This is a genomic window from Streptomyces flavalbus, from assembly GCF_042674625.1.
Taxonomy (GTDB): domain Bacteria; phylum Actinomycetota; class Actinomycetes; order Streptomycetales; family Streptomycetaceae; genus Streptomyces; species Streptomyces flavalbus.
Genome location: NZ_JBHTEB010000001.1, coordinates 2626689 through 2641273 on the forward strand (window position 1 = coordinate 2626689; position 14585 = coordinate 2641273).

Here is a 14585-nt window from a genome sequence, read left to right on the forward strand (position 1 = left end):
TAACCCGTCGTCAGCCAGTGGATCGAAAGTCAAGGGTTGGTAAGCAGTTACGGGTTCTTGTTTTCACTTCTTGAACGACTCAGCCCTCATATTGGCCGCACCGCGCTCTGATGAGCGGCGTGCGGCACGTTTGATTTCGATCGATGAACGATCAAGGGGTGGCACTCAGTGCCACCCCTTGGAGAAGTGCAGTCGCCCAAGATCCGCTCATCTGAGCGTACCCCTTATCAGGGGTGGCGAGAATCACGCTGCCACATGGACCGCGATCCCACCATGCGGACCGGTCCTCCGGACGGAAACACGGGCGTCACACCCCCAGCGCCCGCAGCCGCTCCTCCGCCCGCTCCGGCGCGTACAGGTGCTCCACCACCAGCGCCCCGGCCCCGACCAGCCCCGCCCGCTCCCCCAGCCGCGAGGTCACGACGTCCAGGTGGGCCGTGGAGCGCGACAGCGCCCGCTGGTACAGCAGCTCCCGTACGCCCGTCACGAACGCCGTTCCGGACAAGTCCCCGGCGATCATCAGCACACCGGGGTTCAGCAGCGTCACCACCGTCGCCAGCACGTCCCCGACCCGGCGCCCCGCCTCCCGCGCCAGCCCCACCGCCTCCGGGTGCCCCGCCGCCAGCAGGTCCCGCACGTCCGAGCCGGACGCCGCCGGAACCCCGGACGCCACCAGCCGCCGCGCCACGGCGCCACCGCTGGCGATGGCGGCCAGACAGCCGTACGACCCGCAGCGGCAGAGCACCTCCGCGCCCTCGGGCACCCGGATGTGCCCGATGTCCCCGGCACCGCCGTCGATGCCGCGGTAGACCGAGCCGTCGACCACCACCCCGGCGCCGATGCCCGTGGAGACCTTGACCAGCACGAACGCCGAGCAGTCGGGGTAGCCGGTGCGCTGTTCGCCGTACGCCATCAGGTTGGCGTCGTTGTCGACCAGGACCGGCACGGCGGGGACGGCACCCGCGGCGCCCGTGTACTCCGTGAACGCGCGAGCCAACCGGCCGCGAATGTCGTAGCCGTCCCAGCCCGGCATGATCGGCGGCTGCACCACCCTGCCGGTGTCGGTGTCCACCGGGCCTGGCACCGCGAGGCCGATGCCGCAGACCTCGGCGGCGCGGTGGCCCGTCTTCGCCAGCAGCTCGGCGAACCAGCGGCCGAGTTCGCCGAGGACGGCCTCCGGGCCGTCCTCGATGACCAGCGTGCCGCCGTGCTCGGCGAGGATCTCGCCGGTCAGGGTGAGGACGGCCGCGCGCGCGTGCCGGGTGTCCAGGTCCGCCGCGAGGACGACCGCGTGCTCGTCGTCGAACTCCAGGGTGATCGAGGGGCGCCCGCCCAGCGGGGAGTCGACCGGGCCGCCCGCGCCCTCGCGCAGCCAGCCCGCGCGGAAGAGGCGGTCCAGGCGCTGGCCCACGGTGGCCCGGGACAGCCCGGTGGCCTGCTGGAGCGCGCCGCGCGTGGTGGCGCGGCCACTGCGCACCAGTTCGAGCAGCTCACCGGAGCTGCCCTGACCTCGGCCGCCACGAGCACTGCGTACGGACATCCGCGCACCCCCTTGTGTTTCTCAAGCCTGCATTACATATTGAGTTTTGCGTGTTAAATAGACGTAACCCTACGGTAGCCGCTGCCGAACCCATCAGCCGTACGCGTCTTCGGGGAGTCCCGAGTGGATCGTCCAGCACCAGTCATCACCCGCCCCCCGGACCGCGCTGTTGCATACGATCCGGACACCGCGGCCGATTCCCTGCACCGCAGGGCGGCCCGCGTGCTGGAGGGCAACTGGACCGGTACCTCCACCGTCCCCTCACGGGGCCTGTACCCGCACCAGTGGTCCTGGGACTCGGCGTTCATCGCGATCGGGCTGCGGCACCTGTCGCCGTTACGGGCGCAGACGGAGCTGGAGACGCTGCTGGCGGCCCAGTGGCGCGACGGACGCGTCCCGCACATCGTCTTCAACCCCTCCGTCCCGCTCGACGCGTACTTCCCGAGCCCCGACTTCTGGCGCTCCTCGACCGCGGGGCGCGCTGCGGGCGCCCCGCGCACCGTACAGACCTCCGGGATCGTGCAGCCACCCGTGCACGCGCTCGCGGCCTGGCTGGTGCACCGCGCCGATCCGGGGCTGTCGCGGGCGCGCGGGTTCCTCTCCACGGTGTATCCCCGGCTGGCGGCCTGGCACCGCTATCTGCTGCACCGGCGTGACCTGGGGGGCGGCGGGCTGGCGTCCGTCGTGCACCCGTGGGAGCAGGGCATGGACAACAGCCCCTGCTGGGACGCCCCGCTCGCCCGCGTCACCCCGGCCCCGGCCCGCTCCTTCCGCCGCGCCGACCTCGACCACGGCTCCCCCGAGGACCGGCCGACGGACCTGGACTACGGGCGGTACGTGCGCCTCGCGGCGGACTACCGCGACCGGGGGTACGACGACGGGACCCACGGGCACCCGCACCAGGCCCAGGCGCACGCCTTCGCCGTGGAAGACCCCGCCTTCAACGCCCTCCTCATCGCCTCCGAGCACGCCCTCGCCGCCATCGCCCACGAGCTGGGCGCCACCGGCACCGCCCGGCACGCGCGCGCGGAGCGGCTGACGGAGGTGCTCATCGAGCGGCTGTGGGACCCGGCGCACGGCATGTTCCTCTGCCGGGACGTGGTCGGCGGCGGCCTGGTGCCCGAGCGCGGCGTCTCCGGCCTGGTGCCGCTGCTGCTGCCGACGCTCCCGCGCGAGACCGCCGCCACGCTGGTGCGCACGATGTGCGGCCCGCACTTCGGGCTCGGCGGGCTCACCCGCCTGGTGCCCAGCTACGACCTGCGCGGCGAGGCGTTCGACCCGCACCGCTACTGGCGGGGCCCGGCCTGGTTCAACACGGCCTGGCTGCTGGAGCGCGGGCTGCGGCTGCACGGCGAGCGCGGCCGGGCCGACGCGCTGCGCCGGGCGGTGCTGCACACCGCCGACACCTCGGGCTTCGCGGAGTACGTCGACCCGTACACCGGCGAGTCCTGCGGCACCACCGACTTCGGCTGGACTGCGGCGCTCGCCCTCGATCTGCTGCACGACCAGCCCGCCTGGGACAAGGGCGCGGCCACCGCGTTCAAGGGAGGGGACCGGCGATGACGGACCGGCATCATCTGCTCGTGTACGGGGGGACGTTCGCCGCCGTGGGCGGCCGTGGGGACATCGCCGGGGTGCGCGGCGCCAGCGCCCCGGACGGGCTGCCCGACGGCATGTTCGTGCGGGACGCCCGGCATCTGAGCCGCTGGCAGCTCACCGTCGACGGCGCGGTGCCGGAGGCGCTGACGCCGGTCGCCGACGGGGACACCGCCCGCTGTGTGCTCGTACCCCGCGGGGGGCGCCAGGAGCCGCCCGCGTACACGCTGTTCCGGGAGCAGGCGGTCGGGGACGGCTCGTTCGTGGAGTTGATCCGGGTCAGCGGGAACCGGCCGGTGCCCACCACCGTGCGGCTCGCGCTCACCGTGGACGCCGACTTCGCCGACCAGTTCGAGCTGCGCTCCGACCACCGCACCTACGCCAAGACCGGCGCCGTCCGCCGCCGCCACGTCCTCGACGACGGCGTGGAGTTCAGCTACCGGCGCGGCGAGTGGGAGTCCCGTACGACGGTCACCGCCGACCCCGCGCCGGACGGCGTGGAGGAGACCGGCACCGGCGCCCGCCGACTGGTGTGGACGCTGGAGCTGGAGCCGCACGGCACCACCGAGCTGACCCTGCGCGTGATCGCCCGCCCGCACGGCGAGAAGCGGGCGCTGCGGGTGCCCCGCTCCCCCGCCGCCGTCACCGCGCAACTGCTGGCGAAGGAGGGCGAGTTCGTCGAGGGCGTCGCCTTCCCCACCGGCTGGCCCGAGCTGGCCGCGGCCTGTGCGCGCGGCCTCGCGGACCTGGCCGCGCTCCAGGTACCGGCGACCGGACCGGACGGCGAGGAGCTGCGCGTCCCGGCCGCCGGAGCCCCCTGGTTCCTCACCCTGCTGGGCCGCGACGCCCTGCTCACCTCCCTGTTCGCGCTGCCCTACCGGCCGGGGCTGGCCGCCGCCACGCTGCCCGCGCTCGCCGCCGCCCAGGCCACCGGCACCGACCCCGGCTCGGTCGCCCAGCCCGGCAAGATCGTGCACGAGGTGCGGCACGGCGAGCTGGCCCACTTCGGGCAGGTGCCGTACGGCCGCTACTACGGCTCGGTGGACGCCACCCCGCTCTTCCTCGTCCTGCTCGGCGCCTACACCGAGCGGACCGGCGACACCGCGCTCGCCCGGCGCCTCCAGCCGCACGCCCGCGCCGCCGTCGGCTGGATGCTGGACCACGGCGGGCTGACCTCGCGCGGCTACCTCGTGTACCGCGCCGACCAGGGCGGCCTGGCCAACCAGAACTGGAAGGACTCCCCCGGCGCCATCTGCTCGGCGGACGGCAGCAGGCCGAACGGGCCGGTGATGGCGGCGGGCGCCCAGGGCTACGCGTACGACGCGCTGCGCCGCACGGCGTGGCTGGCGCGCACGGTGTGGGACGACGAGACGTACGCCGCCCTCCTCGAACAGGCCGCCGGTGACCTGCGGGACCGCTTCCAGCGGGACTTCTGGATGCCGGAGCACTCCTTCCCGGCGCTCGCCCTGGACGGGGAGGGCCGCCAGGTCGACGCGCTCGCCTCGGACGCGGGGCACCTGCTGTGGTCGGGGCTGCTCGACAAGGAGTACGGCGAACTGGTCGGACGGCGGCTGCTGGAGCCGGACTTCTTCTCCGGCTGGGGCGTGCGCACGCTGGCCGCGGGGCAACCGGCGTACCACCCGCTGTCGTACCACCGCGGTTCGGTGTGGCCGCACGACAACGCGCTGATCACGCTGGGCCTGTCCCGCTACGGCCTGCACGACGAGGCCCGCACGGTCGCGCACGCCCTGGTGGACGCGGCGACCGCGACCGGGCACCGGCTGCCCGAGGTGCTCGCCGGGTACGGCCGGGACACGCACGCGGAGCCGGTGCCGTACCCGCACGCGTGCGTGCGCGAGTCCCGGTCGGCCGCGGCGCCGCTGGCGCTGCTGACCGCGGTGGGCGGTGCTTGAAGGGGAGGCAAAGGACGCGGGCGGGGTGAACGCGGCGCGGGACCGGGCCGTACGGGTTGACGGTGGACCCGCTACGCACGGAAGGACCCTCGGGTGCCTGTCTTCACACGCACACGTCACCTCGCCCAGGACCCGGACACGGACACGGCTGAGGGCGGCGAGGAGGAGGCGGCGCCCAGCAGAGGGCTGAGGGACCGGGTGCGGGCCGTGCGGGCCGGGCACCCGGGGGCCGTCCGGGCGCTGCGGCACACGCTCACCGCCCTGTCCGCCGCGCTGGTCCTCGCCGCCCTGCTGCTGCCGAACGCGCCCGCCGCCGTGGACGCCCGGCACTTCGCGCGCCTCCCGGCGGAGGCGGTCGTCGGCGTGGCGGTGCTGCTGGCGCTGCCGGGGCGCCGGTCGCGTACGGCGATGGCGGTGCTCACCGGCGTCGGGCTCGGCGCGCTGACGGTGCTGAACCTGCTGGACATCGGGTTCATGGAGTACCTGGGCCGGGGCTTCAACCTCGTCCTGGACTGGGAGCTGCTTGACGACGCGCGGGCGTACCAGAAGGACACCATGGGCGGCACGGCGACGACCGCCGCGACGGTCGGCGTCGTGGTCGCGCTGCTGCTGCTCTTCGCGGCGCTGGTGCTGGCGTCGCTGCGGCTGAGCGGGCTGCTGGTCCGCCACCGGACGGCGGCGACGAAGGGCACGCTGATCGCGGGCACGGTGTGGATCACCTGCTCCACCCTCGGCCTCCAGGTCGCCGGGGTGCCGCTGGCCGCCGACCGGGTGGCCGACACGGTGACCACGCAGTCCCGGCGGGTGAAGGCGACCCTGCGGGACGAGGCGGCGTTCGCGAAGGAGGCCGGGGAGGACGCCTTCGGGGCGACCCCGCCCGCCGAGCTGGTGCCGGACCTGCGCGGCAAGGACGTGCTGTTCACGTTCATCGAGAGCTACGGCCGCAGCGCCCTGGAGGACCCGCTGATCGCGCCGCGCGTGACCGGCACCCTGGACACCCGGACGGAGGCGCTGGAGGAGGCGGGGTTCCACGCCAAGAGCGGCTGGCTGACGTCCGCGACGTACGGCGGCAGCAGTTGGCTCGGCCACTCCACGTTCCTGTCGGGCCTGTGGATCGACAACCAGCAGCGGTACCGCACGGTGACCGCGAGCGACCACCTCACCCTCACCAAGGTCTTCCAGAAGACGGGCGCCTGGCGCTCGGTCGGCATCGTGCCGGGCGTGCAGAAGGGCTGGCCGGAGGCGGAGTTCTTCGGCCTGGACCACGTCTACGACGCGTTCCACCTCGGCTACCAGGGCCCGAAGTTCAGTTGGTCGACGATGCCCGACCAGTACGCGCTGGAGGCGTTCCAGCGCCTGGAGCACGGCAGGGAGCACGACAAGCCGCTCATGGCGGAGATCATCCTGACCTCCAGCCACCAGCCCTGGGCGCCGATCCCGACCATGGTCGACTGGGACGACCTCGGGGACGGCCGGATCTTCGAGGGCATCGAGGCGGCGGGCGCCGACCCCAAGGAGGTCGTCCCCGACTCCGACCGCTCCAGGCGGGAGTACGGCAAGTCGATCGCGTACTCGGTGACCAGCCTGACCGAGTGGCTGGAGCGGTACGGCGACGAGGACACCGTCCTGGTCTTCCTCGGCGACCACCAGCCCATCCCCCGGGTCAGCGGCGAGAACGCCAGCCGGGACGTGCCGGTGTCGATCGTGGCGAAGGACCCGAAGGTGCTGGAGAAGATCGCTGACTGGGGCTGGGCGGACGGCCTCGCGCCGAGGGCGGACACCCCGGTGTGGAGGATGGACACCTTCCGCGACCGCTTCCTGACGGCGTACGGCTCCACGCCGCACACCGCCGGGAAGTGACCGTCAGCCGCCCGAGGTGTCCAGCTCGGCGTCCTCACCGACGCCCGCGCAGTCGTAGGGGTCCTTCAGCCAGCCGTCGGGCAGGACGACGCGGTTGTTGCCGGAGGTGCGCCCGCGCGGGCCGTCGGCGCCGGTGGGCCAGGGCTGGTCGAGGTCGAGTTCGTCGAGCCCGGCGCGCAGCTCGGCCAGCGAGGAGGTGATCGCGAGCCGCTTGCGCATCTCGGAGCCGACCGCGAAGCCCTTCAGGTACCAGGCGACGTGCTTGCGGAAGTCGATGACGCCCCGGGACTCGTCGCCGATCCACTCCCCGAGCAGGGTGGCGTGCCGGACCATGACGTCCGCGACCTCGCGCAGGGCGGGCCGCGCGATGTCGGCGTCCCGGCCCTCGAACGCGGCCACCAGGTCCGCGAACAGCCAGGGCCGCCCCAGGCAGCCGCGCCCGACGACGACGCCGTCGCAGCCGGTCTCCCGCACCATGCGCACCGCGTCCTCCGCGGACCAGATGTCGCCGTTGCCGAGGACGGGGATCTCCGGGACGTGCTCCTTCAGCCGGGCGATGGCGCTCCAGTCGGCGGTGCCGCCGTAGTGCTGGGCGGCGGTGCGGCCGTGCAGGGCGATGGCGGTGACGCCCTCCTCGACGGCGATCCGCCCGGCGTCGAGGTAGGTGACGTGGTCGTCGTCGATGCCGATGCGCATCTTCATGGTGACGGGCAGCTCACCGGCGCCGCTGACGGCCTCACGCAGGATGGCGCGCAGCAGGTTCCGCTTGTACGGCAGCGCGGAGCCGCCGCCCTTGCGGGTGACCTTCGGCACCGGGCAGCCGAAGTTGAGGTCGATGTGGTCGGCCAGGTCCTCCTCCGCGATCATGCGGACGGCCTTGCCGACGGTGGCGGGGTCGACGCCGTAGAGCTGGATGGAGCGGGGCTTCTCCCTGGCGTCGAAGTGGACCAGTTGCATGGTCTTCTCGTTGCGCTCGACCAGCGCCCGCGTCGTGATCATCTCGCTGACGAAGAGGCCCTTGCCGCCGCTGAACTCCCGGCACAGGGTGCGGAAGGGCGCGTTGGTGATCCCGGCCATGGGGGCGAGGACCACGGGCGGGGTGACGGTGTGCGGGCCGATCTGGAGGGGGCTGGTGGGCGCGGACATTCCTCCATTGTCCCGCACGCGAAGGGGTGGTCACCCCGACGGTCACTCCATCCCCGTCACCGCCAGCTTCGCGCCCAGCACCACGAACGACCCGGCGAAGGTGCGCCGCAGCCACGCCATCACCCGCGGCCGGGAGATCACCTGGCTGCGCACCGCCGCCGCCAGCACCCCGAACACGGCGAAGACGACAAAGGTGACCAGCATGAACACCCCGCCGAGGAACAGCATCCGGGGCGCGGCGTGCGGCTGCCCGGGGCTGACGAACTGCGGCAGGAACGCCAGGAAGAAGATCGTCACCTTGGGGTTGAGCAGGTTGATCAGCACGGCCCGCGTCACCACCTGCCGCGAGGACATCGGCGCGACGGGCCCGTCCCCCACGGTCAGCGCCTCCTTGTCCCGCACGGTGGCCCAGGCCATGTAGAGCAGGTAGCCGACGCCCGCGTACTTGAGGACCTGGAACGCGGTCGCGCTCGCGTGCAGCAGCGCCGCGAGCCCGGTGACCGTCGCCAGCACGTGCGGCACGATCGCGAGCGTGCACCCCACCGCCGCCCACACGGCGGCCCCCCGCCCCCGCCCGAGCCCCGCGGCGAGCGTGTAGACGAGCCCGGTCCCGGGCGTGACGACGACGACCAAGGTGGTCAACAGAAACGTAAGGGTCATGCCCCCACCCTGAACGCGCGAAGGCCCCCGATACAGGTCCACTGGGGGGCCGGTATCGAGGGCCAATACGGAGCTGGAGCACTCCCTAGGGGCAGCGCACCCAAGGGGCGCGGGGAACTGCGCGATCAGCCACGCACGCCCCGCACCCGGCAACGGCGCTCCGCCACCCCGGTCAGCTACCGATCAGCCGACTGGCGAGGTACCCCTCGATCTGGTCGAGAGACACCCGCTCCTGCTTCATGGAGTCCCGCTCCCGCACCGTCACCGCGTTGTCGTCCAGCGTGTCGAAGTCCACGGTCACGCAGTACGGCGTCCCGATCTCGTCCTGGCGCCGGTACCGGCGCCCGATCGCGCCCGCGTCGTCGAACTCGATGTTCCAGTGCTGCCGCAGCGCCTGCGCGAGCCCCTTCGCCTTCGGCGACAGCTCGGGGTTGCGGGACAGCGGCAGGACGGCGACCTTGACCGGCGCGAGCCGGTGGTCGAGCCGCAGCACGGCCCGCTTCTCCATCTTGCCCTTGGCGTTGGGCGCCTCGTCCTCGACGTACGCGTCGAGCAGGAAGGCGAGCATCGCGCGCCCGACACCGGCCGCGGGCTCGATGACGTACGGCGTCCAGCGCTCCCCGGCCTCCTGGTCGAAGTAGGACAGGTCCTGGCCGGAGGCCTTGGAGTGGGCGCCGAGGTCGTAGTCGGTGCGGTTGGCGACGCCCTCAAGCTCGCCCCACTCGCTGCCGCCGAACTGGAAGCGGTACTCGATGTCGGCGGTGCGCTTGGAGTAGTGGGAGAGCTTCTCCTGTGGGTGCTCGTACCACCGCATGTTCTCCTCGCGCATACCGAGGCCGGTGTACCAGTTCCAGCGCTGCTCCATCCAGTACTCCTGCCACTTCTCGTCCTCGCCCGGCTTGACGAAGAACTCCATCTCCATCTGCTCGAACTCGCGGGTGCGGAAGATGAAGTTGCCGGGCGTGATCTCGTTGCGGAAGGACTTGCCCATCTGGGCGATGCCGAACGGCGGCTTGCGGCGCGAAGTGGTCTGCACCTGGGCGAAGTTGGTGAAGATGCCCTGGGCGGTCTCCGGACGCAGGTAGGCGATGGAGCCGGAGTCCTGGGTCGGGCCGAGGTGGGTGGAGAGCAGGCCCGAGAACTGCTTGGGCTCGGTGAACTGGCCCTTGTTGCCGCAGTTGGGGCAGTTGATGTCGGCGAGGCCGTTCTCCGGGGCGCGGCCCTTCTTCTCCTCGTACGCCTCTTCCAGGTGGTCCGCGCGGAACCGCTTGTGGCAGGCGGTGCACTCGGTGAGGGGGTCGGTGAAGGTGGCGACGTGACCGGAGGCGACCCACACCTCGGGGGCGAGGATGACGGACGAGTCGATACCGACCACGTCCTCGCGCGACGTCACCATGTAGCGCCACCACTGGCGCTTGAGGTTCTCCTTCAGCTCGACACCGAGCGGCCCGTAGTCCCAGGCGGCCCGCTGACCGCCGTAGATCTCACTACAGGGGAAAACAAAGCCACGGCGCTTGCTCAGGCTGACGATGGTGTCGATCTTGTCGGCGGCCACGGTGCTCTCTTCATTACGACGACGGGCGACGAAGCGAGATGCTTCCAGCGAATGCTTCAGGTTACCGGCGGGGACGGCCACTCGACCAAATCGGTCCCGTCCTATGGGCTCCACCACGTTTATTGACAATCGTTTCCACGTTCACTGAAAATGAGTGTCATGAACGTACGACGACGACACATATCCGGCATCGCGGTCGCGGCGGCGGCCACCCTCGGCCTGACCACCCTCACCGCCTGCTCCTCCGACAGCGCCGCCGCGGGCAACACCGACAAGTTCGACGTCGTCGCGTCGTTCTACCCGATGCAGTTCCTCGCCGAGCAGATCGGCGGCGAGCACGCCAACGTCACCACCCTCACCGAGCCCGGCCAGGAGCCGCACGACCTGGAGCTGAGCGCCCGGCAGACCGCGCAGCTCGGCGAGTCCGACGCGGTGCTCTACCTGAAGACCCTCCAGCCCGCCGTGGACGAGGCCATCGACCAGTCCGGCGTCAAGACCAAGATCGACGCCGCCAGCCTCACCACGCTGGAGGACCACGGCGGCGTCGAGCACGACCACGGCGCGGAGGAGGGCGGCGAGTCCGAGGAGGAGGAGCACGCCCGCGACCCACACATCTGGCTGGACCCGGTGAAGTACGCCGAGGTCGCCAAGGGCGTCGGCGCGGCCTTCGAGAAGGCCGACCCGGACCACGCGGCCGACTACAAGAAGAACACCGCCGCCCTCGTCGAGAAGCTCGAAGCCCTCAACACCAGCTTTGAAGACGGCCTGAAGGACACCGCCACCAAGGTCTTCTTCACCAACCACGCCGCCTTCGGCTACCTCGCCGAGCGCTACGGCCTCACCCAGGAGGCCATCTCCGGCCTCGACCCGGAGAGCGAGCCGAGCCCCGCCCGGATCAGGGAACTCCAGGAGGAGGCCAAGGCCGACGGCGTCACCACCGTCTTCTACGAGACACTGGTCTCCGACAAGACCGCGAAGACCCTCGCCAAGGACGCGGGCCTGAAGACGGACGTCCTCGATCCGCTGGAGGGCATCACCGACCAGTCCCGCGGCGACGACTACTTGCAGGTCATGGAAGCCAACCTCAAGGCGCTGGAAACCGCCCTGGGCAGCAAATGATCTTTACGGAGGACGCCATGGGCGAGACGGCCGCCACGGGTTCGCCCGTCATATCCCTGCGCGGGGTCCGCGCGGAACTGGGCGCACGTCCCGTCCTGCGCGGCATCGACCTCACCGTGCGCCACGGTGAGGTCGTCGCCCTGCTCGGCGCCAACGGCTCGGGCAAGTCGACCGCCGTGCGCGCCGTCATCGGGCAGGTCCCGGTCAGCGCGGGCGAGGTGGAGCTGTTCGGCACCGCGCGGCACCGGTTCCGCGACTGGGGGCGGGTGGGGTACGTCCCCCAGCGCACCACCGCCGCGGGCGGCGTGCCCGCCACCGTGACGGAGGTCGTCGCCTCCGGGCGCCTGTCGCGGGCCCGCTTCGGCTTCCTCCGCAAGGCCGACCACACCGCCGTACGGCACGCCCTGGAGCTGGTCGGCATGGCGGACCGGGCCAAGGACTCCGTCAGCGCGCTCTCCGGCGGCCAGCACCAGCGGGTGCTGATCGCCCGCGCGCTGGCCGCGGAACCGGAGCTGCTGATCATGGACGAGCCGATGGCGGGCGTGGACCTCGCCAGCCAGGAGGTGCTCGCCGCGACCCTGCGCGAGCAGGTCGCCCGCGGCGTCTCCGTCCTCCTCGTCCTGCACGAACTGGGCCCGCTGGAGCCGCTGATCGACCGCGCCGTGGTCCTGCGCGACGGCTGCGTCCTGCACGACGGCCCGCCGCCCAAGGCGGTCGGCCAGCACGCCCTGCCCGGCCACGACCACGTCCACCCGCACGCCCCCGAGGGCGCCGAGCCCCTCCGCACCGGACTGCTGAGCTGATGGAAATCCTGAACTACGCCTTCATGCAGCGGGCGCTCCTCGCCGCTGTCCTGGTCGGCATCACCGCCCCCGCGGTCGGCATCTACCTGGTCCAGCGCCGCCAGGCCCTGATGGGCGACGGCATCGGCCACGTCGCCATGACCGGCGTCGGCCTGGGCTTCCTGCTCTCCTGGTCCCCGGTGTGGATGGCGACCCTCGTCTCCGTCCTCGGCGCCGTGATGATGGAGCTGATCCGCTGGTACGGCAGGACCCGCGGCGACATCGCCCTCGCGATGCTCTTCTACGGCGGCATGGCGGGCGGCGTGATGTTCATCAACCTCGCCCCCACCGGGTCCAACGCCAACCTGACGTCGTACCTCTTCGGCTCCCTCTCCACGGTCTCCGAGTCCGACGTGACGGCGATCTGCCTGCTGGCCGCGTTCGTGGTGCTGGTCACGCTGGGCCTGCGCCGCCAACTCTTCGCGGTCAGCCAGGACGAGGAGTTCGCGCGGGTCACCGGGCTGCCGGTGCGCGCGCTGAACCTGCTGACGGCGGTGACGGCGGCCGTCACGGTGACCGTCGCCATGCGCGTCGTCGGCCTGCTGCTGGTGTCGGCGCTGATGGTGGTGCCGGTGGCGGCGGCGCAGCAGCTCAGCCGCAGCTTCGCGGCGACGTTCGCGATCGCGGTGGCGATCGGCGTGAGCGTGACCATCGGCGGCACGGTCACCTCGTACTACCAGGACGTGCCGCCCGGCGCGACGATCGTGCTGCTCACCATCGGCGCGTTCATCCTGCTGACCGTCCTGGCCGCCCCGCTGGCCCGGCGCCGCGCGCGGGCGCTGGCCGCGGCGCACCCCACCGGCGACCCGGCGGAGTGCGCGATTCCGGCCAGCCGGGGGGCGGGCGACGAGGTCGGCGTCTGACCGCGCACAGACCGGGCTGGCACAATGGCCCGGCAGACGCCAGATGTGAGGAGGCAACCGGTGACCACCGCTGGACCGCCCGTGAAGGGCCGCGCCACCCGGCAGCGCGCCGCCGTGGCGGCAGCCCTGGAAGAGGTCGAGGAGTTCCGCAGCGCGCAGGACCTGCACGACATGCTCAAGCACAAGGGCGACTCCGTCGGGCTCACCACCGTCTACCGCACCCTCCAGTCCCTCGCCGAGGCCGGTGAGGTCGACGTCCTGCGCACCTCCGACGGCGAGTCCGTCTACCGCCGCTGCTCCACCGGCGAACACCACCACCACCTCGTCTGCCGCGGCTGCGGCAAGGCGGTCGAGGTCGAGGGCCCCGCGGTGGAGAAGTGGGCCGAGGCCATCGCCGCGGAACACGGCTTCGTCAACGTCGCCCACACGGTGGAGATCTTCGGCACCTGCGCGGAGTGCGCCGTCGCGAGCCCCGAGGACTGACCCCCAGGGCGTCCGGTAGCAGGTGTGGGAGCGTCGTCCCCGCGGCTCACGGCCGGAGCGCGGCGACCCCCCCACACGGACGCCGCGCACCCGCCCACCAGCCGTGGCGGGACCGCCTGGCTCAACCCTGCCTGCCCTCCATGGCCAGCAGCTCCTCGTTCGGGATCGCCCCGCCGAAGCGGCGGTCGCGGGAGGCGAACTCGACGCACGCCCGCCACAGGTCGCGGCGGTCGAAGTCCGGCCACAGCACGTCCTGGAACACCATCTCGGCGTACGCGCTCTGCCAGATGAGGTAGTTGGAGACGCGCTGCTCGCCGCTGGGCCGCAGGAACAGGTCGACGTCCGGCATGTCCGGGTAGTACAGGTACCGGGCGAACGTCTTCTCGGTCACCTTCGACGGCTCCAGCCGCCCCGCCCGCACGTCCTCCGCCATCGCCTGCGCGGCGTCCGCGATCTCCGCGCGCCCGCCGTAGTTCATGCAGAAGTACAGCGTCAGCCGGTCGTTGTCCCTGGTCTGCTCCTGGGCGACCTGGAGCTCCTTCGCGACCGACTTCCACAGCTTGGGCATCCGCCCGACCCAGCGCACCCGCACCCCCAGCTCGTCGAGCTGGTCGCGGGTCTTGCGGATGAAGTCGCGGTTGAAGTTCATCAGGAAGCGCACCTCGTCCGGCGACCGCTTCCAGTTCTCGGTGGAGAACGCGTACAGCGAGATGGCCTTCACGTCCATCTCGATGGCCCCCTGGAGCACGTCGAGCACGCACTCCGCGCCCACCTTGTGCCCCTCGGTGCGCGGCAGGCCCCGCTCCTTCGCCCACCGCCCGTTGCCGTCCATGATGATCGCCACATGGTTGGGCACCAGCTCCCCGGGCAGCTTCGGCGGCCGGGCACCGGACGGATGCTGGTCCGGCGTCCGGTACTCGCGGCGCTGGCGTCCCAGAAACCCGCGTACGACCATGTGCTTCTCTTCTCTCTTGCTTCTCTCTGGCGAACTTGTTTCTCGGCCTGGTG

12 protein-coding genes are annotated in these 14585 nt (G+C 72.1%); 7 read left to right on the top strand and 5 right to left on the bottom strand.

The annotated features are described in order from the left end of the window. Window positions 1-307: 307 nt before the first annotated feature. Window positions 308-1540 carry an ROK family protein gene (locus ACFQZ6_RS11715; RefSeq protein WP_381607394.1) on the bottom strand — a complete coding sequence of 411 codons (1233 nt, stop codon included), beginning with the start codon at window positions 1538-1540 and terminating at the stop codon, window positions 308-310. A 123-nt stretch (window positions 1541-1663) separates the two neighbouring features. Here ACFQZ6_RS11715 and ACFQZ6_RS11720 point away from each other — a divergent pair, with 123 nt between their 5' ends. From ACFQZ6_RS11720 to ACFQZ6_RS11730, 3 genes are all read left to right on the top strand, one after another. Further along, window positions 1664-3103 (top strand): MGH1-like glycoside hydrolase domain-containing protein, encoded by a 1440-nt coding sequence (locus ACFQZ6_RS11720; protein WP_381607396.1) that lies wholly within the window; start codon window positions 1664-1666, stop codon window positions 3101-3103. Beyond that, window positions 3100-5049, top strand: a complete 1950-nt coding sequence (locus ACFQZ6_RS11725; protein WP_381607398.1) for an amylo-alpha-1,6-glucosidase — start codon at window positions 3100-3102, stop codon at window positions 5047-5049. Before ACFQZ6_RS11720 ends, ACFQZ6_RS11725 begins: the two co-directional genes overlap by 4 nt. A gap of 93 nt (window positions 5050-5142) precedes the next feature. Continuing rightward, window positions 5143-6909 carry a CDP-alcohol phosphatidyltransferase gene (locus tag ACFQZ6_RS11730; RefSeq protein WP_381607400.1) on the top strand — a complete coding sequence of 589 codons (1767 nt, stop codon included), beginning with the start codon at window positions 5143-5145 and terminating at the stop codon, window positions 6907-6909. Window positions 6910-6912: 3 nt separating this feature from the next. On the opposite strand, the gene dusB is transcribed toward ACFQZ6_RS11730, so the two are convergent. The 3 genes from dusB to ACFQZ6_RS11745 all read right to left on the bottom strand — a co-directional run bounded on the left by dusB (window position 6913) and on the right by ACFQZ6_RS11745 (window position 10270). Then, the gene (gene dusB, locus ACFQZ6_RS11735; protein ID WP_381607401.1) at window positions 6913-8055 is read right to left on the bottom strand and encodes a tRNA dihydrouridine synthase DusB; all 1143 of its coding nucleotides are present in this window, start codon (window positions 8053-8055) and stop codon (window positions 6913-6915) included. Window positions 8056-8097: 42 nt separating this feature from the next. Further along, window positions 8098-8715: a LysE family translocator gene (locus tag ACFQZ6_RS11740; RefSeq protein WP_381607403.1), complete on the bottom strand. Its 618-nt coding sequence runs from the start codon at window positions 8713-8715 to the stop codon at window positions 8098-8100. A 172-nt stretch (window positions 8716-8887) separates the two neighbouring features. Next, the gene (locus ACFQZ6_RS11745) at window positions 8888-10270 is read right to left on the bottom strand and encodes a glycine--tRNA ligase (protein WP_381607405.1); all 1383 of its coding nucleotides are present in this window, start codon (window positions 10268-10270) and stop codon (window positions 8888-8890) included. A 159-nt stretch (window positions 10271-10429) separates the two neighbouring features. Here ACFQZ6_RS11745 and ACFQZ6_RS11750 point away from each other — a divergent pair, with 159 nt between their 5' ends. Genes ACFQZ6_RS11750 through ACFQZ6_RS11765 form a run of 4 tightly spaced genes read left to right on the top strand, consistent with a single transcriptional unit; the run spans window position 10430 to window position 13577 of the window. Beyond that, window positions 10430-11389: a metal ABC transporter substrate-binding protein gene (locus ACFQZ6_RS11750; RefSeq protein WP_381607407.1), complete on the top strand. Its 960-nt coding sequence runs from the start codon at window positions 10430-10432 to the stop codon at window positions 11387-11389. 17 nt (window positions 11390-11406) lie between these two features. Further along, the gene (locus ACFQZ6_RS11755; protein ID WP_381607409.1) at window positions 11407-12192 is read left to right on the top strand and encodes a metal ABC transporter ATP-binding protein; all 786 of its coding nucleotides are present in this window, start codon (window positions 11407-11409) and stop codon (window positions 12190-12192) included. Next, complete coding sequence (locus tag ACFQZ6_RS11760; RefSeq protein WP_381607411.1) at window positions 12192-13094, top strand: metal ABC transporter permease; 903 nt, start codon at window positions 12192-12194, stop codon at window positions 13092-13094. The genes ACFQZ6_RS11755 and ACFQZ6_RS11760 overlap by 1 nt, the downstream gene beginning before the upstream one ends. A 60-nt stretch (window positions 13095-13154) precedes the next feature. Then, window positions 13155-13577, top strand: a complete 423-nt coding sequence (locus ACFQZ6_RS11765) for a Fur family transcriptional regulator (RefSeq protein WP_381607413.1) — start codon at window positions 13155-13157, stop codon at window positions 13575-13577. A gap of 121 nt (window positions 13578-13698) precedes the next feature. Here ACFQZ6_RS11765 and ACFQZ6_RS11770 read toward each other — a convergent pair whose 3' ends face one another. Continuing rightward, window positions 13699-14532, bottom strand: coding sequence for an isoprenyl transferase (locus ACFQZ6_RS11770; RefSeq protein WP_381607415.1), 834 nt, complete (start codon window positions 14530-14532; stop codon window positions 13699-13701). Between the last annotated feature and the right edge of the window lie 53 nt (window positions 14533-14585).

Bases quoted from the DNA above. Each gene is read 5' to 3' on its own strand.
- ACFQZ6_RS11715 (WP_381607394.1), bottom strand. From the start codon at position 1,540: ATGTCCGTACGCAGTGCTCGTGGCGGCCGAGGTCAGGGCAGCTCCGGT.
- ACFQZ6_RS11725 (WP_381607398.1), top strand. From the start codon at position 3,100: ATGACGGACCGGCATCATCTGCTCGTGTACGGGGGGACGTTCGCCGCC.
- dusB (WP_381607401.1), bottom strand. From the start codon at position 8,055: ATGTCCGCGCCCACCAGCCCCCTCCAGATCGGCCCGCACACCGTCACC.
- ACFQZ6_RS11740 (WP_381607403.1), bottom strand. From the start codon at position 8,715: ATGACCCTTACGTTTCTGTTGACCACCTTGGTCGTCGTCGTCACGCCC.
- ACFQZ6_RS11750 (WP_381607407.1), top strand. From the start codon at position 10,430: ATGAACGTACGACGACGACACATATCCGGCATCGCGGTCGCGGCGGCG.
- ACFQZ6_RS11755 (WP_381607409.1), top strand. From the start codon at position 11,407: ATGGGCGAGACGGCCGCCACGGGTTCGCCCGTCATATCCCTGCGCGGG.
- ACFQZ6_RS11760 (WP_381607411.1), top strand. From the start codon at position 12,192: ATGGAAATCCTGAACTACGCCTTCATGCAGCGGGCGCTCCTCGCCGCT.
- ACFQZ6_RS11770 (WP_381607415.1), bottom strand. From the start codon at position 14,532: ATGGTCGTACGCGGGTTTCTGGGACGCCAGCGCCGCGAGTACCGGACG.